Source organism: Microcoleus sp. Pol11C2, assembly GCF_036701505.1.
Classification (GTDB): domain Bacteria; phylum Cyanobacteriota; class Cyanobacteriia; order Cyanobacteriales; family Microcoleaceae; genus Microcoleus.
Genome location: NZ_JAUBQX010000009.1, coordinates 47,333 through 67,200, shown reverse-complemented (window position 1 = coordinate 67,200; position 19,868 = coordinate 47,333). Strand labels below are relative to the sequence as shown.

Below are 19,868 nucleotides of genomic sequence, written 5' to 3'. Positions count from 1 at the left end.
TTGCTGTCAAAATATAGTAGATGTCCTATCCTTTGAAGCACTTTTCCATTCTCTACTTACGGATGACTATTCAACACTACTTTCAGCAGCAACTTTAAACCACTTCGTCAAAAGGTTAATACCAGCTAATCAGTCTTATATATCATTTGGTTATTATAGTTTTTACTAAGCTTTAAAATGTTTAACTTCCAGACTTAGAGTTGAGGATTTTTAATAAAATTCAGGTCTTTTATATAGTATTCAATAATTTTTGTGACCCTTTATAAAGGATGAGAATTAAATCTTGATAAAGACTCAAGTATTACTTTTATAAAATGCTGATCAGATGTTTTTAAGTCGTGGATAAAGCGCTTGATATCGCATCCAAGCCTCTTCTAGGGTGGGATCAACTGATTGCGGACTTGCAGCAAGCGTTGGTGTGGCTGCCAGTTTGCTCGTGTCATTAGCATCTGCGTAGATGCCAATTCCTATACCCGCCAGTAGAGCAGCACCACGCGCGGAAGCAGCAGCAAATGTAGTTGCATAGAGGGGTATTCTCAATACATCAGTCAGTAATTGTTTCCAAGGCATTTCTGCAGTTCCACCGCCTGCTAAACGCAGTTCTGTCGCTTTAAAACCTGTTGCCTCAAGAGCCTCAAAACCTTGTCGCAAGGCAAAAGCAACTCCCTCTAAAGCCGCCCGCATCAGGTGCGCTTGTGTGTGATGAAGTCCAAGCCCCACCCATGCCCCACGTACATGAGGGTCAAGGTGTGGAGTGCGCTCACCCGTGAGGTATGGCAAAAATGTCAACCCTTCACATCCTGGGGGAACAGAAAACGCTTTAGTATAGACTTCCTGCCAGCTCAAGCCGAGGATACCTCGCACCCACTCCAGCGCTAACCCGGCATTTTGCATTGCTGCAAGGGTGTACCACTGGTTAGGTAGGGCGGTTCGATAGAGATGTGTACGACCATGACGATCGATAATTGGTTGCGATCGAGGTGTAATGATTTGAGCGCCTGTACCGATCGTTAGTTGAACCAATCCAGGCTCTAGTAGTCCGTTACCAAGCGCTGCCGCTGCGGTATCCGCAGCACCAGCGATAACGGGTAAGCCAACAGGTAAGCCAAGATGCTCTGAACCAATAGTTGTTAGGTAGCCTGCGATCGCACTAGAGGGGATAATTTTTGGTAACCAATCACCACGTAGATTCAGCGCCCCGATTGCATCCCCAGCCCAGTTGTCCGACACAACATCGTAAAGCAAAGTACCGCTAGCATCAGATGGTTCGGTGGCAACTTCTCCAGTCATCCGTAACCGCAGCCAATCTTTTGGCTGGAGTGCCCAACGCGCTTCGGTGTAGACAGTAGCCTCGTGTTCTCGTAGCCACAACAAAGTTGGACCCGCCATTCCAGCCGTAATCGGGTTGCCTAAGCGCTCTAGAATAGCGGCATCGAGCGAATGATAAGTGTTAAGCGTGGCACTAGAGCGAGTATCTGCCCAGAGGATAGCAGGGCGCAGGGGCTGACCCGACTCCGAAGCTAGGACAACGCCGTGCATTTGTCCTGAAAGTGCGATCGCCTGTACCCCATCAGCGCGATCTCCCACTGCCTTCCTAACAGCCGAGGCAACAGCTAACCACCAATCTTCTGGTTCCGACTCAGCCCATCCAGGGTGGGGTGAATGAACGGGATAAGAGCTTGATGCTTCACCTATAGTGGTTCCGTCTGTCGCTAGGAGCAATGCCTTAGCAGAGCCTGTTCCTAAATCTATACCAAGCAGCATGATAGCTAATCCTCAAATCATTCAGTGTCTCAGCAAACGGGCGATCGCTTTTACCAATTCTTCAGGTTCAACAGGCTTGGAGATATGTATCTGAAATCCGGCAGCTAAGGCTTGCTGCTGATTGATCTCTCCAGCATAGGCAGTAAGTGCGATCGCAGGAATCGTACCTCCCTGTTCAGGTGACCACTTTCTAATTTGCCGAATCAGGGCATAGCCATCCATATCTGGCATCCCAATGTCGCATAACAGCAGATCGGGGACAGATTTATTCAGGAGGGCCAACGCCTGTACCCCCGAAGCGGCTGTGGCAACTTGTGCGCCAGATTGCATCAGGGTGAATGCTGCCAACTCCCGCATATCTGCATCGTCGTCCACAACCAAGACCCGAACACCTGCTAAGTCTGTCGCACTTTCTGGGTGCCTGTCATCAGAAGAGGGTTCCGGCTCTACGATGTTTAACGGTAGCCGGATGGTAAATGTAGCCCCTAAGTTCTGTCCTAAGCTGTCTGCTTGAACGGTTCCTCCATGCAGTTCGGTAAAATGACGGACGATCGCCAGCCCTAATCCCAATCCGCCGAATTGTCGGGTTATTGTACCATCTTCTTGACGGAAGTAGTCAAACACATGGGGTAAGAAGTCTCGTTTGATGCCTTTTCCAGTATCTTTGACTTGAATCTGAGCATACATACCAACCTGCTCTAGTTGCACCTCGACTCGTCCTCCGGTTGGGGTGAACTTCACAGCATTGGAGAGGAGGTTCCAGACTACTTGTTGGAGGCGATTGGTATCGCCTGAAACCGTTCCTGAAATAGGATTAAATGTGGTCTGGATTTGAATGTGTTTGGCTTCGGCTGCCAGTCGTACCGTTTCCCGTGCAGCCTCAATCATTGCCGCTAGATGCACAGGAGCGACGTTTAACGTCATTTTTCCTTGCAGAATGCGCGAGACATCCAACAAGTCCTCAATTAATTGGGCTTGCAGCTTGGCGTTGCGTTCGATCGTTTCCAGGGCTTGCTGCGTTTTTGTGCCATCTAATCGCCCAGTTCGTAGCAATTTTGTCCAGCCCAGAATCGGATTGAGGGGCGATCGCAACTCGTGGGATAATACGGCTAAAAATTCGTCTTTAATCCGGTTAGCAGCTTCTGCTTTTTCGCGATCGCGTTGAGCTAACCGATATAACTGAGCATTGTCGATCGCCAAAGAAGCACGACGAGCCAGTTCCTCTGCCAGTTGCAAATCTGCTGAGGTATACCGTCGTCCAGATTCGGCTGAGATAAAGGAAATGGCCCCTAGAATTCGTGCCTGAGTTCGTAGTGGCACCGTCATTACAGAGCTGAATCCAACCTGCCGCAGCATCTCTAAATGCTCTGAATCACGCGCTGCCTGTACCAACAGTTCATCGGGAATATCCGCCAGCAAATCAGGTTGCCCGGTTCGCAGTGTAAAGGCAGCACCGCGAGGGTCATCCGGGTTTAGTGGATACTTGTCTCTAATCTCATATGCCCATTGCAGTTTGGCAGGGTCAATGTGAGCAACTGCAATCTGCTCGATAGAACCATCCTCTTCTATCATGTGAACCGTACACCAGTCCGCTAATTCCGGCACTGTAAGCTGCGCGACTCGCTCTAGAGTGGTTTGATAATCGAGTGAGGAAGCCAGCACTGCACTTGCCTCAGAGAGAAAATGTTGAGCAAGCTCTAATATGACGCGCTCAGTCACATCTACTACATAAACTAAAACGCCTTCAACCTGGTTATTGGAGTTAAGGTTCGGAAGATAGTAAACGTTGTAGTAACCGGGACGGCGATCGCTGCGTCCGGGAACATTCACTGCAAAGTTGGGTGAAATGAAAGGATTTCCTGTGGTGTAAATCTGATGGAAGAGTTCAACTAATTTTGGATCGGACTGACCAAAAAGATCTGGAATTGAATAGCCTAAGTGTTGCTCGCGGGTTAATCCATTAATTTCTGCTAATGCTTCGTTAATGGCAATAAATCTCTGCTCGGCATCTAACAGGGCAAGTCCAACCGGAGACGTGTCAAAAATAGTTGCCAGTTGGCGCTGTGCGGCTTCTGCCTGAGAACGGGAAATGCGTTCGCGCTCTAACAGTTGTTCTCGTTCTTGTTCTGCATACTTGCGCTCCGTCACATCCAGCACCAGCGATAACACCGAAACCATCCGTCCCGATTCGTCCCTGAGACTGGAGTTATACCACTCGCAATGCACAAGGTTGCGATCTTTGGTGTAATTGCGGTTGTATGAAAAAATATGGGGTTCTTCACCATAGACCAGCCGTTGGCAGACTTCAGCCACCGTTTCCAAGTCTTCCTCAAAGACAAAAGGTATCTGTGTTAAAGATTTGCCCATGATTTCTTCGGCTTTCCAGCCCAAAATGCGCTCTGCACCAGCAGACCACCGAATGATTTGAAATTCTCGATCCCATTCAACGACTGCCATTGGAGAGTTTTCAACATGGAAGTTGAGCTTTTGTAGAGCTTGACGCAACGCCTCTTCTGCTTGCTTGCGTTGTGTGATATCGATGACGACGCCGATCGAGTGCTTGGCATTTCCCTGAGAATCATAAGTAAACTGTCCTCTCGCTTCGACCCAGTGAATCGAGCCATCTGACCTATACAGGCGATATTCATGGTGATACTCTTTTTTCTGAGCTATGGCTCGCTGAAGTTTCGCCTCAACTTCTGCTAAATCATTCGGATGAACCCGACTTGCCCAAACTTCATAGCCCGGTTCGCACTCATTCGGTTGTAGACCCAGGATGGTGAAGTGTCCTTCTGACCAAAGCAATGCACCGGTCTGCATATCCCAGTCCCACGTTCCCATGCGTCCAATTTTTACTGCTAGTTGCAGATGGGCTTCACTTTCGCGCAATTTCTCTTCTGCTCGCGATCGCTCCACGGCGAGCCAGGTTTTTTGAGCAATTCGCTCCATCAGCACCACATCTTCCTCCGTCCAGTGGCGAACAGAGACATGGTGCAACACCAATAATGCAACAAATCGCCCTTCTTTCACCAATGGAACACATAGGAGAGATTTGGTTTGAATTGCGTCAAAGGTAGCAGTCCCCGATCCGGCAGTCCGAGGATCGCGATCGACATCATCTACGACAATAGTTTTGCCCTGCTTTAATTCAGCAATGAGTTCAGGGCCAAACGAATCCATTTGATGTCTACCCACTATGCTGATTACACCATTGCAATAATCGCGATCGACGATGACATATTCCTGAGTAGAATCAATTTCACCGTAGGTACAGCGGGTGACATTGAAGTGCTCTCCTGCGGAGCTAACCACTCGCCACATAATTTCTTTCGAGTCTTGAATGGCACGAATCGCATCATTCAGTTCAATCAAAAACTGCTGCTGTCGTTCTTTTTCCTGTAGCTCTGCCAGCAGTGATTCAATTTGTTGCCTTGCCTGTACCTGGGCTGTTACTTCCATGTTATAAATCAACACGCCCTGAATGGTTCCCTCAGCATCCCGCCAAGGCGCAAAGATGTAGTTGAAAAATCCGTCTTCCAACACACCATCGCCGTTCCGATCCCAGTAAGCAGGCGACTCATTCCCAATGAACGGTTCTCCCGTCCGGTAAACGCGATCGAGGGCTTCAAAGTAAATTTGTCCCTCTAGCTCCGGGAAAAGCTCCCGCATTGATTTACCGATAATGTCTGAAGTGCGCCCAGCTACTTGCAGATAAGTTGGATTGGCAAATTCATATATAAGATCGGCACCTTTAACAATGCCAATCATGGCAGGCAATTGCATCAGGATGTCATGCAACCGCTTGCGTTCGGTTTCTGCTGACCGTCGGGCAGTTTGTTCTCGTTTTAAAAGGCGATCGCGCTCTGCTTCTATTTGTTTGCGTGGGGTGATGTCAACCGAAACGCCAATCATACGAACTCCTCGCCCCGTGTCATCCAGATAGACTCGCCCCTGACTGTTGAGCCAGCGCACAACGCCGTCTGGACTAATGACCCGATACTCCTGCACGTAGGACTGTTCTCCAGGAATTGCCCCTTGGGCCGCTTGCATCATCCGTTGTCGATCATCTGGATGAATGAGCGCAAAAAACTCTTCTCCTGTGCCTTTGTAAACACCCCAAACGTCTAGAGCATTGGTAGAACACACGATCTGATTGGTCTGCAAATCCATATCCCAGACAAACATCTGCGCTGCTGCAACTGCTAACCGCAGGCGTTCTTCGCTGTCTCGTAAAGCCTGTTCAACTTGTTTGTAATCGGTCACATCACGAGTAATCCCCAGTACCGTTTCTACGGAGCCATCAGGAGCAAATTCAGGGACAATACGCGACTGATACCATCGAATACCATAAGAAGTCGGAAACTTAAATTCAATCGTCTGTTCGGAGCCTGTTGCAAAGACTTGCCGCCAACTGTCATGCCAAACACGATAGATGTCTTCTGCGATTCCTAGCTCGGCATTAGTCTTGCCAACAAATTGCTCTGATGGAATACCTGTGGCCCGTTCTACAGAAGGGCTGACATAAAGATGGCGAAACTCTGCATCAATTCGGGTAATAATATCCGGGGCATTTTCAGCCAGCATTTTGAACTGTTGTTCTCGCTGCCACAGTTCTAATTCCAAGCGTTTGCGCTCTGTTAAGTCGATTACAAATCCTAGTCCCAAATCATCGGGTTCTCCTAGATAGGCAGTTCCCACCAAGACGGGAACGCGAGTACCGTCTTTACGAATGTATTCTTTCTCAAACGGCGCATGGCGACCAACTTGTTTCATCTGTGCCATTGCTTGCTCGTCTAAATGCCGAAACTCCGGTGGAGTAATCTCAAGGAAGTTTACCTCTCCCGATAAAACTTCTTCTCGCGTGTAGCCTAAAGTGGCAAGCCAAGCCTCGTTGACTTCCAGAATATTGCCTTGAAAATCGCCAATAATAATGCCAATGAGATTTGCATCAAATAAACCTCGTAGCTGCGATTCACTCTCGCGTAAGGCTTGCTCTACACGTTTGCGTTCGCTCACGTCTTGGAAGATAGCAACGGCTGCAACAATCTGCCCCTGGTTATCTAAAATTGGTGCTGAGTTGACGTTAATAAAAATGCGGCTACCATCATTTCGATGGATTTCTATCTCTTCGTTGGTAACAACCTCACCTGTTTTTAGCGATCGCACCAATGGATACTCATGAGGGGCATAGAGCTGACCATCTAAGCGAAATATTTCAGATGGAATAATGGGTGGATATTCCTCAAGCTCAAGCAACTGTTCGTAGCCATACCCAATAATTTGCTTGGTTTGTTCGTTCGCCAGAACTAATTTACCAGATGCCGCATCGGCAATCATTACTCCAGCAGGCATTTGTCGCAAAACGGCTTCTAATCGGGCGCGTTCAATTTCAAGCTGATGCAACAACCGTTCTCGTTCTGCCTCCGCTTGCTTGCGATCGGTCACATCTCGAAAATAAACGGCTACCCCTGTTGGAGACGGATAGGCATTCGCCTCTAACCAACACTCGATAGGTTCCCCAAATTCTTCCCAGGAAACAGGAACCTGTTGTGCCACTGCCCGATGTAGTTCCCGATAGGCAATTCCACCGACCAACTCAGGAAAAACCTCATTCCAAACGTGCTTGCCCAGTAACTCTTCTGGCGTTTTGTGCAGGATTTTAGCGGCCGCCCGATTCACGTAGGTGTAGCGCCAGTCGCGATCGAAGGCGACAAAAGCATCCGTAATGCTTTCAAGAATCGTTGCTACCTTGCCCTCAGTTTCTTGGGTACAGAACAACTGTTCGCCTTCAAGAGTGCGGGCAAAGCGTTCAATGACTTCAGAGCGAGAAATTCCTCGCCTATATGCCTCTTTATCGAGCGATCGCCATGCTGTATTGGTAAGAGATACGCTAACTCGTTGTTTCGTCTCCGAGTTCCAATTGCTAACAAACTTGCCTGTGGCGTCGCGTTTCATGAATATCCATCCGTAGGCATACACGGTCTTCTCCATTGAACCTGAGTTACTCACTGAGGAGAATCTGCCTTAAGATAGATGCTTTCGTCAGAGGGAAGATAGGAAAGAATGACCTCAATAAATAATATTGCGCTGTACAGGCTGCTGAATTTCCCTTTGCACTCGTAGACATAGAGTTGGGCTAGACGGGATAATCCCAGGGCTTTAACGTAGTGCAGCCGTAGCAGTGTCAAATAAGTTTCCTCAAGGATGCGGATGGTGCCTACGACAATCGGGCTAGCGTTCCTTTAGCACCAAACTCATGCAGACTACGCAACTGGTCAGCAATAGCCTCAACGAAACGTGGCGACTGTACTAAATCTCCAAAAATTTCAGATAGGCTGAGTAATGGTCTGGGATCTAATTCACTCAAACTGGCGCGTTGAGTGAGGAGCTCTGCTAATGGGTCATCAATGGGAATAGGTTGCCCTTGTTCATCATCCCTTCCATGATTCGGATCGGGAAATCGCTACTAAACAAACAAAGTCCGCGCAGGCGGACTAAGAATATGATATTTGAAAATTGGATGCGATTGAATTAGTTGGCTCGATCGCTACTACCTGGATCTGTAGCTTTTTCTACTGCTTCCCGTGCAGGCGTAACTGCTTCGCCCACGTTACTTTTTACTGATTCTATAAATCTTTTGGTACTGGGGGCAATGGGTTGGTCGAGATTCAGCTTTTCTCGGATATTGTCAACGGCATCATTTCCCCCCTTCTCGATATCTGTTGTTACCGGCCGATCGGGACGGGCCACGTCGTAAGACTTAGCTTCAGGAGTTAAAGGTGTAGCGATCGCTTGCATTTTGTTGCCCGACAACTCAAGCTCGGAGCTAAAAATTAGCGCTATTCCTACAGCAAAGATTATTCCTACTCGCAGGCAAGTTTTAACGAAGCGCGATGTAAAATTTTTCATTGAAAAACTCAGTTTTTTCTGTGAAGACTGTAATACAGAATAATTGCTGTTGTTTGTTTGCAAATCTATCTAAAGATAGGACTTCGTGTCAATTTATTGCGTTAACGTTCACCTGAATCAACCTCAACAAAAAAGTTTTGGGCGCTACGACGCCAAGAGGCAATCGATCGCAACTACGAACTCAAAAAAGGTACATTTACTACTTCCCCTGACGCCGATCCGACTTGCACTTTCAGTCCTTGGCCGCCCGCTTTTGTGCGGATGTAAGCAAGACCAAAAAAGCCGGATTCAGTTTCGGTAAAACTGGTGAGTTTGCCGACTTTTTCCTCTCCGATGGTGACTGCTGTTCCGGGTTCAACCGCACCGCTCAACTGCACGCCCCAAAGTTGCTGTTTGACTCCTTTGTAGGTGTTCAACCGGGCAATTGTTTCTTGACCGATGTAGCAGCCTTTGTCATAGGTAATCGTGTGTAAAAGACGTGCTTCTAAGGGGTTATAATCATCTGTGAGTTCAAAATCGGGTGCGGGGCGTCCTTGTTCGATTCGCAGTTGTTCCCAAACTCGATCGCCCATCGGTACGGCCCCAGCTTTGACTAATTCCTTCCACAAGTTGGCTGCATCGCCAGCTTGGGCAATTAACGTGTATCCGGGAGTTGCTAAACCGCTACCAACCGCCACTCGGATGTCCATACCTGCAAAGTTTATCAATTTGTGAGTAGCGTAAGGTTGATTTTCAAGTTCGGTAACTCCGATTTTTTTTAATAGTTGAGTGCTTTCCGGGCCGAGCAAACTGAAAGCAACAGTTGTATCGGTTAAATCTGTTAACTCGACGCGATCCATTGGGAAAATATAGCGATCGAGCAATTCCAGCAGTTGGCGGCGGCGGTTGGCTGAAACTAGAAGCAGTACGGCATCTTCTGTAGCGTAAGCGGTGGCGAGGTCGATCGTCCGGGCGGTGGAAGTCACGAAAACGGTGTCGCAACCCTGACCGGGTTTGAGTATATTGAAGTTATTGGTACTTTGATTGTGCAAGAACCGCAGGCGATCGCTATCTGAGATTTGAATGCGTCCCCAGTGAGTGCGATCGTACAAAGCCGCACCTTGTTTCGTTGCTGCGATCGCTTCTGCGTCGTTACCAAAACTGACTGGCACAATTTCTTTGGTTGTTAACTCTGCAAAAGTAGCACCGGCCGCTGCTTGAATGTCGTGCAATTCCTGAATCATAAGATTTTGTTGACTGTTAACTGTTGGCTGTTGAGTCTTAACTGTTGGCTGTTCGCTGTTGGCTGTTCGCTGGAAAGCTCATTACTGTCAACTGACTATTTGTCCAAAGTGGCAAATATTTCTTGAATTAATTGGCTGGCTTTAGCATCTAGACGATTCCAATCTACATCGCCAGTCTCATCATCAATCAAGCTAGTATCAATTACAACTTCTTGGCTTTGGATTTGACTGTGGGCGGGCTGGTAGTTGACAAAGCAGACTCGATAGCAAAGTTCCCAAATATCGACACATCTTTGCTCGCCTTGAAGCTCTAAAATTAGTTGATAGCCCGGAATGGGAATCTGCACTTCTTGATAAGTACCCGTCCAAACTGACTCCTCTAATTGTTTGCGGATGTTATCGATCACTCGGATCATCGCTGGCTGCATTAGCAGTTCAGCTTGCTGCCAAGCGATCGGGCTAGTTATTTTAGGCTTCATATACACGGTTCTAAAAAAGAAAATCAATAAATTAATTTTCTAGCATGGGGTGCCAACTTTTGAGACATCCGCCACAGAATGTTAAATTTAGTCGTCACCCAATTGAACAGTGAACCCTAAATAGCAACAGCCGTTCTCGGCTTGACGGCTAAAAACGGCTGAAACTGTTGATATTGAGTTATCGGATGGGTAATGTAGGATTTGAACCTACGGCATCCTGCGTGTAAAGCAGGCGCTCTACCACTGAGCTAATCACCCAATTGCACTCACAAGGATTTATCATATCACAGTAACTCAGAAAGATCAAGTAAAAAAAATCCTAAACTTTAAATGCCCTCTGGCCGCACCCACGATCAAATAACCATGTGGAGTTTGCCCTTGGTGGCAGCCCTCACCTTTGGCCAGACTCAGAGCAGCAACCTGACTTTGCTCGTTTCCGGAAGTTTCTTATTCGGCGGGCTGATGTTTGGCCCCGACTTGGATATCTACTCTTGCCAGTATCAGCGCTGGGGATGGTTTAAACCGATTTGGCTGCCGTACCAAAAAAGCCTGCGCCACCGTTCTTTTTTGTCCCACGGCCCTCTGATCGGCACTGCTTTGCGAATCTTGTACCTCGCTATCTGGATCGCGGTTCTCGGAATTGTGGGATTGGCAATTGCCGAAAAAGTCGGGAACTTAGGCGGGAATTGGCAGGATGTGGTTTTGAGTTACGGGCGATCGATCTGGGAACACCACATCGAAATTTTAGCCGTTTATATCGGTCTAGAATTGGGTGCTATGAGCCACTATCTCAGCGATTGGGGCGGCTCGGCTTACAAAAGATTAAAAAAGAAAGGATTGAGCGGGTTGCGCCCTCCTAAGACAATTAAGAGGCCCAAAATCAAAGCTCCAACTCGCACATCTAGCAAATCCATAGCAGAAGGAAGAAGGAAGAAGGAAGAAGGAAGAAGGAAGAAGTAATAAAATCAATGGTTGGAGCCCTTAACAACGTTACAACCGTCGGGCGCGGTTGATATAAAAGGTAAATTATTATGTCTAATTCTGAAAATCGATCGCTCACAGCACTCAAAGAACTTATAGAAGTTGTGGCTAAATTGCGATCGCCAGACGGCGGATGTCCTTGGGATTTAGCCCAAACTCCGCAAACTCTAATTCCTCACATAATCGAAGAAGCTTATGAAACCGCCGACGCGATTCGCAAAGGAGATAAAGATGCGATCGTCGAAGAATTGGGCGACTTACTGTTACAGGTAATTCTGCAAGCTCAAATTGCCAGCGAATCCAATCAGTTTACCTTCGCAGAAATCGCTGGGGGCATTACAGAAAAACTAATTCGGCGACATCCCCACGTCTTTGGCGATGTCGAACTCAACAGCGTGGATGAAGTCAACGAAAACTGGGAAAAAATCAAAGCAGCAGAAAAAGGCACAACTTCGGAAAAGCCGGCAACTTTAGCCTCGAAAATGAGCCGTTATGCCAGCACTTTGCCGCCCATTACCGCCGGGATGAAAATCTCTCAAAAAGCTGCGGAAGTGAGTTTTGATTGGGACAGTGTAGAGGGCGTTTGGGATAAATTTCACGAAGAAATGGCAGAATTTGAACACGCTCTCAAACACGAGGATAAGGCAGCGCAGCAGTCGGAATTGGGAGATATTATGTTTGTGTTGATTCAATTAGCTCGCTGGTACGATTTAGATCCGTCGGCTGCTTTGCAAGGAACAAACGATCGTTTCGTGCAGCGGTTTGCGAAGGTAGAGGCTGCGTGCGATCGACCTTTGTCAGATTATGCCCCACAAGAGTTAGAATCTCTGTGGCAGCAAGCTAAAGCTTTAATTGCTAAACAAAAGGGCGATCGTTCAGTTGACAGTTGACAGTTGACAGTTGACAGTTGACCGCTTTATAGCGACCTCTACCTGAAAGCAAGAGGATTGGAGTAATGAATAGTCTTCTTTTAATTTCTCCCGCTTATGCTTGGGGCTTTAAACCAATTCTTTCTGGTAATCAATCACCGTAGATAAACACAGATAAAATGACATCAGCGTTCATCAGCGTTCATCCGCTAATATCTGCGGTTCAAAACTCCCAATCTCAAGAAGTTGGCTGCATCAGTTCAGATATCAGCAATCAATTACTCGTAAAGCTTCGCGTCATTGTACGGCGGATGTTCGCAAGCAATATAAAGCGCATTTGTCGGTTCCAGGGCTTCCCCAGTCACCGGATCGATCGGCTTGAGGACAAAGCATAACAGACTGAGCGATCGCCAATCCAAACTTTCTAACTTCCCGCGTTCGTAGCGACTAACAGTAGCATTACTAATACCGACATCTTTTGGTACAGGATCTCCGGCTGTCCGAAACAGAGCGGCCTCGTATTCTTTTGTGACCATTTCTGTTTCAATAATTGACCAGCCCCGAATCTCTCTAGCTGCTTTCAGAAGTTTGCCCAATCTACCGCGTCCCGTATCCGTAAATCGCACAGGGCGCAGTTTTTCCTGATCGACGACAGCCTTAAAGTCAAGAAATCCCGGCATTTTACAGATCCAATTTAACTCTTAAGCTAGCTGTACTTTTGCCTTGCTCAAGGCAGCACACAGGGTTTGAGGATTACACACTTAGAAACATTACTGCAACTTCTCTGCATTCGTGTAGAATGATACGATAGAGTAAGATACAAAGACGAACACCTACTAACTCACCCAAGTTCAGGAGTGACTCAGCTATGACAGCACTGTTTCGCCGCATCCAACCCTCGAAAAAGCTCCGCATCACGGTCAGGTCGATCGCCCAACTGCTCAAAATCAGCCAAAATCAAATTAAGCGAGTCGAATCTTGGGCTTTCGTGGTTTTCGTGCATCGGCGGGACAGAGGCGGACAATTTATCTCGTACCGCAGGCTGGAAGAATGGCAAAATGCGATCGCCCATCATATCCAAACCTGCCCCAGCCTTGGAGAACTCTCGCAGCTCAAAACATCCATTCACTACGACAGCCGGAAATTCAAAAAACAATCTCTCCAAAAAACACTTGACTTTTTAAATCAAATCTGCATTGAAAGACGAGACGAACTCAACATCTGGGAAAGCTTAAACTGCATTGCTTCCTAGGAGAAATCAAGCGAATTTCCTAACACTAGCAACCGCGCCCAACCGTAAGGACGCTGTTAATTGCTGAAACCCTTGCCTTTGATTCAGTCAACTGTCAACTGTCAACTGTCAACTCTTCCTTTCCCAAAACAGAAGCGAAACATTTGCGAGCAATTGCGAGATCAAATCACCCCAAAAATCACCCGCGAATGCTCCGCCACATTCATGAAAGCAATCACCAAAGCAATTAAGACATTGCCTGAGCGATATAATCAAAATAAGGAGCTGCTTCCTTAGCATCCTCCTGATTGAGCAAAGCCAAAGAAGCTTCCTTCAAACAGCGGATAGCTTCGACCATGCCAGGAACAGGAACGCCGAGAGAATTATACATTTCCCGAACGCCAATCAAACCGATGCTTTCGATCGGCTCCTTGTCACCCGCCAAGATACCGTAGGTAATCAGGCGCAAGTACCAGCCGTAGTCGCGCAGACACAAAGCCCGTTCGCGCTGGCCGTAAGCATTGCCACCAGGAGAGATAAAATCAGGTCGTTTTTTCCAGAGTTTTTTACTAGCTTCTTCCACAATTTTCCTCTCACTGTCAGACAGCGCAGTAGCAATACGCACCCGCTGTTCTCCGGTTTTAAAGAAATCATTGATACTTTGGAGTTCGCCGGTACTGGGATAACGAAGTTCGTCGTCGGCTTGGAGAATAAATTGGCTAACTACGCTCATTGTTATTCAAATTTGAGGATAACATTAATAAACATTCCCATCTGTTGGCGACGGGATTCTTGGTTCGCAGACTCGCCTTGCTCCTAACATTTATAAATCCTAGAAGTAGAGGGTAAATCTCCCCAAGCGTTATGCTTGATATTCAAGCCAGTTTCCTTGTGTTCCAGGGTACTGCGGGAAAAACTCAAAAACTGCGAGTGAGAGTTTGGATGTCGGCAGACACTTTGACTGTTTAACGAGTTTTTGCTACATCGCCCCAACAGCCGATCGCACCGACGGGATCGAGGCAACTCGCGACAAGCTTGACTCCCCGGTTGAAGCTTGGCTTTAGCAGCAAGACGTTCAGCAGCAGGAAGACCGCCTGCAATTGAGCTTGAGTGCGATGGCTTACGCCCCGCTTCGCTACGACTTATCTCAGGAAAGAGAGAGCGATATTGCATTACCATATTAAATCCTACCATGACTACTTGTGACCAAATCTAAATTCCCCACCCCAAACTCGACGAAATTGGCAAACCCTTGCCAGCAAGGTCAACTGATTGAGATAGAGATTACCGACTTGACAGACACCGGCGATGGAGTTGGTCGTTTTGGTGAGTTAGTAGTGTTTGTGCCCGATACCGTGACGGGCGATCGAGTCCTTGTGCGCCTCGTGCAAGTCAAATCCACCTATGCTACAGGCAAGCTGGACACACTTCTGGAAACCTCCGAACACCGAATTCGAGCTAACTGCATTGTGGCCGACAAGTGCGGCGGTTGTCAGTGGCAGCACGTAGATTATCAATATCAGCTTGCAGCCAAGCAAAATCAAATCATTCAAGCCTTAGAACGGATTGGCGGATTTAGCAATCCGCAAGTTGATGAAATTTTAACGGGAAAAATCGAGGGATTTCCCCAATTTTTGGGATACCGCAACAAAGCGACTTATCCCGTGGCAATATCTGCGACAGGTCAAGTCCAAGCAGGTTACTATCAAAAAAGCACTCACAAATTAGTCAATCTCAATCAGTGTCCCGTGCAAGACCCGCGCCTCAACCCTTTGTTAAAAGAAGTCAAAGAAGACATCCACTGGCGGGATTGGCAAGTCTACGACGAAAAGAAACATACAGGAGAATTGCGTCACTTGTCCTTGCGAATCGGACGGCGCACCGGCGAGATGCTGCTAACTTTAATAGTTCGCACTGGAGAGTTGCCGGGACTCGAAGAGCAAGCATCAGAGTGGCTGAAACAATATCCTCAACTGGCAGGGGTTTGTTTGAATATAAATCCCGCTCAAACTAATGTGATTTTTGGTGCCGAAACTCGCTGCATTGCGGGTCGTTCTTATCTGCGAGAAAGCTTTGCTGGTTTGAAATTTCAGCTAAGAGCCGATACTTTTTTTCAGGTAAATACAGAGGCGGCTGAAGCGTTGTTAGAGGTTATTGTAGGGGAATTGAATTTGCAGGGAAACGAGATTTTGGTTGACGCTTACTGCGGCATTGGTACTTTTACTTTACCCCTGGCAAAACAAGTAAAAATAGCGATAGGTTTAGAAGTGCAAGCGACGGCGATAGAACAAGCCAGATTAAATGGTGAGTTAAATGACGTGAGAAATGTCGATTTTCAGGTGGGAACAGTAGAGAGTTTGCTGCCTTCCTTGGGATTGACACCGGATATTGTGCTGTTAGATCCGCCGAGGAAAGGTTGCGATCGCGGGGTTTTGGAAGCTATCAAGGAAATCAAACCAGATCGCATTGTTTATGTTAGCTGCAAGCCTGCTACTTTGGCTCGCGACCTGAAGATTTTGTGCGAAAATGGGGATTATAAGTTAGCGCGAGTGCAGCCTGCGGATTTCTTTCCTCAGACTTCTCATGTTGAGTGTGCGGCTTTTTTGGTGCGGTAAATCAAAAGGGCGATCGACCCACTAGACTTATTGCATAAATCTTTGATTGATGGGGAGACCGCAGATCCAACGCAGATAATTTCAAGATTGTTGGCGAATGTATGCACTTTAAGACTCGTGATTAAGTGAGTACAAATAGATATAAACTGGGGGCATGGGTTGAGCAACTGAAGCAGCGTTTGCTATCTTAGAATACGGGTTTCAAAGTCTCGGACTCGATCGCATTGTAGCGCTTTCTAAATCTGAAAATATTGCTTCCCAACGGGTGATGGCAAAAGTGGGAATGCAGTAGGAACAGAAGGTGGGTTGCTGAGGTGCAAACTCGATCGAGTCCGCGCTGAATCGCGGGGTGTCTAGAAGTATAGAATAGAGGTTGCGGAACCGGCACACAGCCCGATCGCTCGCCCCCAGCAATTTGTTACCCTAAAAATAGAATCTCCCCTCCCTCAACTCCCTCCCATGAACAACGCTTCTCCCTTGATTCAAACCGTGACTCCAGAACGCTGGGCCGGGTTTAGTATGGACTTTATAGGGGCGGGTTACACGGGTTTGTTGGTCAAAAACGGCCGCGTCGTGCGTACCCTGAAATCCGGGCGGCATTTCAGCTTCGCCCTTCCCCTGCTGGAACAGTCTCAAATTGTCCTCGTAGACACCAAACTCCGCAATTTGGAGGTACAGTCGCATGGAGATTTTTTGTCTAAGGATCGATTTTTAATAGATGCCACTCTGACTGTTATTTATCAAGTTATAGATCCGAAACGAGTAGCTTTGGAATTGTCAGATCCTCTAGCTGTTTTAGCAAGTGCAGTTAAGGATTGTATGGGATTAGCGATCGGGCAAATACCCCTACAACAGCTTATCAGTCAAGGACGGCTGTTGCTGCGGCAAAATTTGCTCGATCGCGTCCAAGATTTTTATACCCTAGGTTTTAACTTAGAAGACGTGCGAATTGGGGATGTCAGCTTTCCCGAAACCAACGGAGTTATTCGCCAAGTTGAAGGAATGAGTGCCCGACAGGAAGCAGAAAATGCCGCCGCCCTGCAAATGAGAATTGCCGAAGCAGGCCGTCCCATTGTTCCTCAATCTCCCGTACAGCAGTTAAACTTAATTTCAGGTAATTCTCCTGCTTCTCTTCCAGCTTCAGACACAGCAGCGGGGTTCGATCGAGATTTACAACAACTCACAGAACAACTTGCTCAAAACAGCCTCCCACCGGGGAGAAATCCTCCCCAACTTGCACCTACGGTACTCGCAAGCAGCGACCGCAAAACAACCGCATATTTAATCTACAAACTTTCTGGAGAAGCGATCGCCCTAACAGCCAATCCCTTTACAATTGGACGCGAACCAACCAACACTTTAGTATTACAAGATCCGCAAAGTTCGCGCTACCACGCTCAAATCCGCCGGGCCACGGACGAAATTGGCAAACAGCGATATCAGCTTGTCGATAGCGGCAGTTCCAACGGCACTTTTGTGGGTGGGCAGAGGCTGGCGGCTAACGAGCCTTTTTGGCTGCCAAATGGCTGCGAAATTGCGATCGGCGACCAAAAATGGATCTTTCAAAATTCGTGAGTAATAGATGAAGATTTGTTTAAACACCAGATAAACACAGATAAGTCCCATCAGCGTTCATCTGTGTTTATCTGCTGACATCTGCGGTTGCAAAATCCCATCAGCGTTCATCTGTGTTTATCTGCTGACATCTGCGGTTGCAAAATCCCAATCTAAGTAACTTGCTTTAATCACGGTATACAAGTAATAGATAAAAATTTCTTTAAACAGCAGACAAAGACAGATAAATCCCATCAGCGTTCATCTGTGTTTATCTGCTGATATCTGGGGTTGCAAAATCCCATCGGGGTTCATCTATGTTTATCTGCTGACATCTGCGGTTGCAAAATCCCAATCTAAGTAACTTGCTTTAATTACGATATAAAAGTAATAGATTCCGAATCTACCGTCAACAATATGAATGTTTTTTTAAACCGCAGATAAACGCAGATAAACACAGATTAATTCTATCGGCTTTCATCTGTCAGGTTTCTGTAGGGCGTTGTCAAGAGTCCCCGCCCTTTCAACACAGCTTGACAACTTCTCCCTCCCCAATTCCCTATACTCCCAGGTAGAAGTCTCTTGCCAACCCTAGGGGGGATATCTCCACAAGCATTTCGAGCGACAATTTGTCAAGATTGAAAATATAAGTAGAGGACAACCCCATGAACTTTTCTATACAATCTGTTTACAACTGGTACCGCGACACCCTCCGCAACCCCAAATACCGCTGGTGGATTATTCTGGGAACGCTGGCATATCTGGTAAGCCCGATCGACATTGCCCCAGACTTTCTCCCCGTCATCGGACAAATTGACGATGTGGCAATTGCTGTCTTGCTGATTTCCGAAGTGTCCCAAATGGCGATCGACTACTTTAAATCCCGCCAAACAGAGACAGCATCAGCATCCGAAGCCACCGGTGTCCATTATTCTGAAGCCCAAGGCAGCACCGTTGACGTAGATGCAGTTTCTGTAAAATAATTGCCAAAAATAATCGAGCGCTACAACCCCTATTTCTTGAAGAAATTGGGGTTTTTGTTTTTTAAATGGCAACTGCTCAGATCGTGCTCGAAAGCTGGTAATTTTAACTATGATCCATCTGTGCTAACAACAAATTTTTATAGATGAAGTTTAGCGAAATAGTACAAAAACTTAACTTAGCCACCAGTCGCACCCTCACAGCGTCGGTTGCTACCGATCCAGAAATTACAGGCGCGGCCCCTGTTGATGAAGCTGCACCCGGTACTATCAGTTACATAGAAGGTGCTAAATTTGCCACTCATACAGCCACTACAAATGCTTCGGCTTTAATTTTACCCTTAGATGAAAGTATCCAAGCTCAATGTGACGATCGCAATATTGCTTGGATTGCCGCAGCAGATCCGCGATTGCTGTTTGCTGAAACGATCGCCATTTTCTATCAACCGTTTCGCCCAGCATCCGAAATTCATGCCTCAGCCGTCGTTCACCCCTCAGCAGAAATTGGTGAAAATGTCTATATTGGCCCCCACGTCGTTATTCAAGCAAAAGTCAAAATTGGCAGCAACGTTTGCATTCATCCAAATGTCGTAATTTACCCAGATGCGGAAATAGGTCCCGGCACAGTTTTACACGCTAACTGTGTAATTCACGAACGTACTCGCATCGGGGCAAATTGCGTGATTCACAGCGGTGCGGCGATCGGCAGCGAAGGTTTTGGGTTCGTGCCGACAGCCACAGGATGGGTGAAAATGGAGCAGTCTGGCTGCACTGTATTAGAAGAGGGCGTTGAGGTTGGCTGCAACAGCACGATCGACAGGCCCGCTGTCGGAGAAACCCGCATCGGCCAAAATACAAAAATCGACAATTTAGTACAGGTAGGTCATGGCTGTCAAGTAGGAAAAAATTGCGCCTTTGCCGCTCACGTTGGCATGGCTGGCGGGGTGAAAATTGGCAACAATGTAATTTTGGCAGGTCAAGTGGGAATTGCCAATCAAGCCAAAATCGGAGATGGGGCGATCGCCACTGCTAAAGCCGGAATTCACAGCGACGTGCCCGCAGGTGCGATCGTGACGGGCGTTCCAGCAATTCCCCACAAACTATTTCTCAAAGCCGCAGCCGTCTACAACCGCTTGCCCGAAATGTACCAGTCTCTGAGGCAAATTCAGCGCAAGCTCGATCGGTAGTCAATTGGCAGTTGGCCGTAGTCATTAGTCATTAATTAATAGTTAACAGTCAACACTATTATAGTTGCAACCCCTT

At 47.3% G+C, this 19,868-nt stretch carries 14 protein-coding genes, 1 tRNA gene and 4 pseudogenes; 8 read left to right on the top strand and 11 right to left on the bottom strand.

What is annotated here, in order from left to right:
• Positions 1-321: 321 nt before the first annotated feature.
• The 8 genes and pseudogenes from xylB to QUA42_RS08185 all read right to left on the bottom strand — a co-directional run bounded on the left by xylB (position 322) and on the right by QUA42_RS08185 (position 10,633).
• Positions 322-1,764 (bottom strand): xylulokinase, encoded by a 1,443-nt coding sequence (gene xylB, locus QUA42_RS08210; protein WP_333136721.1) that lies wholly within the window; start codon positions 1,762-1,764, stop codon positions 322-324.
• Positions 1,765-1,785: 21 nt separating this feature from the next.
• Positions 1,786-3,816: pseudogene (locus QUA42_RS27670) on the bottom strand (ATP-binding protein); the annotation flags it as partial.
• A 78-nt stretch (positions 3,817-3,894) separates the two neighbouring features.
• Positions 3,895-7,719 (bottom strand): annotated as a pseudogene (locus tag QUA42_RS27665) (PAS domain S-box protein); the annotation flags it as partial.
• A 262-nt stretch (positions 7,720-7,981) separates the two neighbouring features.
• Positions 7,982-8,191, bottom strand: a pseudogene (locus QUA42_RS27660) (mannitol dehydrogenase family protein); the annotation flags it as partial.
• A gap of 104 nt (positions 8,192-8,295) precedes the next feature.
• On the bottom strand, positions 8,296-8,673 hold the full coding sequence (locus QUA42_RS08200) for a hypothetical protein (protein ID WP_333136717.1): 378 nt from the start codon (positions 8,671-8,673) through the stop codon (positions 8,296-8,298).
• Positions 8,674-8,846: 173 nt separating this feature from the next.
• The gene (ygfZ, locus tag QUA42_RS08195; RefSeq protein WP_333136716.1) at positions 8,847-9,896 is read right to left on the bottom strand and encodes a CAF17-like 4Fe-4S cluster assembly/insertion protein YgfZ; all 1,050 of its coding nucleotides are present in this window, start codon (positions 9,894-9,896) and stop codon (positions 8,847-8,849) included.
• A 95-nt stretch (positions 9,897-9,991) separates the two neighbouring features.
• Positions 9,992-10,375 carry a hypothetical protein gene (locus QUA42_RS08190; RefSeq protein ID WP_333136714.1) on the bottom strand — a complete coding sequence of 128 codons (384 nt, stop codon included), beginning with the start codon at positions 10,373-10,375 and terminating at the stop codon, positions 9,992-9,994.
• Between the two features lie 186 nt (positions 10,376-10,561).
• A tRNA-Val gene (locus tag QUA42_RS08185) sits at positions 10,562-10,633 on the bottom strand.
• 72 nt (positions 10,634-10,705) lie between these two features.
• On the opposite strand from QUA42_RS08185, the gene QUA42_RS08180 reads away from it, so the two are divergent.
• Positions 10,706-11,335 carry a metal-binding protein gene (locus QUA42_RS08180; protein ID WP_333136712.1) on the top strand — a complete coding sequence of 210 codons (630 nt, stop codon included), beginning with the start codon at positions 10,706-10,708 and terminating at the stop codon, positions 11,333-11,335.
• Between the two features lie 71 nt (positions 11,336-11,406).
• Entirely contained in the window at positions 11,407-12,246 is an 840-nt protein-coding gene (gene mazG, locus QUA42_RS08175) for a nucleoside triphosphate pyrophosphohydrolase (RefSeq protein WP_333136710.1), read from the top strand.
• A gap of 257 nt (positions 12,247-12,503) precedes the next feature.
• Here mazG and QUA42_RS08170 read toward each other — a convergent pair whose 3' ends face one another.
• On the bottom strand, positions 12,504-12,905 hold the full coding sequence (locus tag QUA42_RS08170) for a helix-turn-helix transcriptional regulator (protein ID WP_006634106.1): 402 nt from the start codon (positions 12,903-12,905) through the stop codon (positions 12,504-12,506).
• A gap of 188 nt (positions 12,906-13,093) precedes the next feature.
• Between QUA42_RS08170 and QUA42_RS08165 the strand changes: the two genes are divergently transcribed.
• Positions 13,094-13,477, top strand: coding sequence for a hypothetical protein (locus QUA42_RS08165; RefSeq protein ID WP_333136708.1), 384 nt, complete (start codon positions 13,094-13,096; stop codon positions 13,475-13,477).
• 226 nt (positions 13,478-13,703) lie between these two features.
• Here the strand turns inward: QUA42_RS08165 and QUA42_RS08160 are convergent, their stop codons facing one another.
• Together QUA42_RS08160 and QUA42_RS08155 are read right to left on the bottom strand one after the other, a co-directional pair.
• Positions 13,704-14,189, bottom strand: coding sequence for an allophycocyanin subunit alpha-B (locus tag QUA42_RS08160; RefSeq protein WP_333136706.1), 486 nt, complete (start codon positions 14,187-14,189; stop codon positions 13,704-13,706).
• Positions 14,190-14,421: 232 nt separating this feature from the next.
• The gene (locus QUA42_RS08155) at positions 14,422-14,556 is read right to left on the bottom strand and encodes a hypothetical protein (RefSeq protein ID WP_333069268.1); all 135 of its coding nucleotides are present in this window, start codon (positions 14,554-14,556) and stop codon (positions 14,422-14,424) included.
• Between the two features lie 102 nt (positions 14,557-14,658).
• Here QUA42_RS08155 and rlmD point away from each other — a divergent pair, with 102 nt between their 5' ends.
• The 5 genes and pseudogenes from rlmD (at position 14,659) to lpxD (ending at position 19,792) form a co-directional block, all read left to right on the top strand.
• Complete coding sequence (rlmD, locus tag QUA42_RS08150) at positions 14,659-16,071, top strand: 23S rRNA (uracil(1939)-C(5))-methyltransferase RlmD (protein ID WP_333136704.1); 1,413 nt, start codon at positions 14,659-14,661, stop codon at positions 16,069-16,071.
• 175 nt (positions 16,072-16,246) lie between these two features.
• Positions 16,247-16,363: pseudogene (locus tag QUA42_RS08145) on the top strand (GNAT family N-acetyltransferase); the annotation flags it as partial.
• Between the two features lie 167 nt (positions 16,364-16,530).
• Positions 16,531-17,646: an SPFH domain-containing protein gene (locus QUA42_RS08140; protein WP_333136702.1), complete on the top strand. Its 1,116-nt coding sequence runs from the start codon at positions 16,531-16,533 to the stop codon at positions 17,644-17,646.
• Positions 17,647-18,290: 644 nt separating this feature from the next.
• On the top strand, positions 18,291-18,608 hold the full coding sequence (locus tag QUA42_RS08135) for a YkvA family protein (protein WP_333136700.1): 318 nt from the start codon (positions 18,291-18,293) through the stop codon (positions 18,606-18,608).
• A 143-nt stretch (positions 18,609-18,751) separates the two neighbouring features.
• Positions 18,752-19,792: a UDP-3-O-(3-hydroxymyristoyl)glucosamine N-acyltransferase gene (lpxD, locus tag QUA42_RS08130; protein ID WP_333136698.1), complete on the top strand. Its 1,041-nt coding sequence runs from the start codon at positions 18,752-18,754 to the stop codon at positions 19,790-19,792.
• The last annotated feature ends 76 nt before the right edge of the window (positions 19,793-19,868 follow it).

What these genes read in the sequence shown, in the direction of transcription:
- xylB (WP_333136721.1), bottom strand. Translation starts at nt 1,764, where the DNA reads ATGCTGCTTGGTATAGATTTAGGAACAGGCTCTGCTAAGGCATTGCTC.
- QUA42_RS08200 (WP_333136717.1), bottom strand. Translation starts at nt 8,673, where the DNA reads ATGAAAAATTTTACATCGCGCTTCGTTAAAACTTGCCTGCGAGTAGGA.
- ygfZ (WP_333136716.1), bottom strand. Translation starts at nt 9,896, where the DNA reads ATGATTCAGGAATTGCACGACATTCAAGCAGCGGCCGGTGCTACTTTT.
- QUA42_RS08190 (WP_333136714.1), bottom strand. Translation starts at nt 10,375, where the DNA reads ATGAAGCCTAAAATAACTAGCCCGATCGCTTGGCAGCAAGCTGAACTG.
- QUA42_RS08180 (WP_333136712.1), top strand. Translation starts at nt 10,706, where the DNA reads ATGCCCTCTGGCCGCACCCACGATCAAATAACCATGTGGAGTTTGCCC.
- mazG (WP_333136710.1), top strand. Translation starts at nt 11,407, where the DNA reads ATGTCTAATTCTGAAAATCGATCGCTCACAGCACTCAAAGAACTTATA.
- QUA42_RS08170 (WP_006634106.1), bottom strand. Translation starts at nt 12,905, where the DNA reads ATGCCGGGATTTCTTGACTTTAAGGCTGTCGTCGATCAGGAAAAACTG.
- QUA42_RS08165 (WP_333136708.1), top strand. Translation starts at nt 13,094, where the DNA reads ATGACAGCACTGTTTCGCCGCATCCAACCCTCGAAAAAGCTCCGCATC.
- QUA42_RS08160 (WP_333136706.1), bottom strand. Translation starts at nt 14,189, where the DNA reads ATGAGCGTAGTTAGCCAATTTATTCTCCAAGCCGACGACGAACTTCGT.
- QUA42_RS08140 (WP_333136702.1), top strand. Translation starts at nt 16,531, where the DNA reads ATGAACAACGCTTCTCCCTTGATTCAAACCGTGACTCCAGAACGCTGG.
- QUA42_RS08135 (WP_333136700.1), top strand. Translation starts at nt 18,291, where the DNA reads ATGAACTTTTCTATACAATCTGTTTACAACTGGTACCGCGACACCCTC.
- lpxD (WP_333136698.1), top strand. Translation starts at nt 18,752, where the DNA reads ATGAAGTTTAGCGAAATAGTACAAAAACTTAACTTAGCCACCAGTCGC.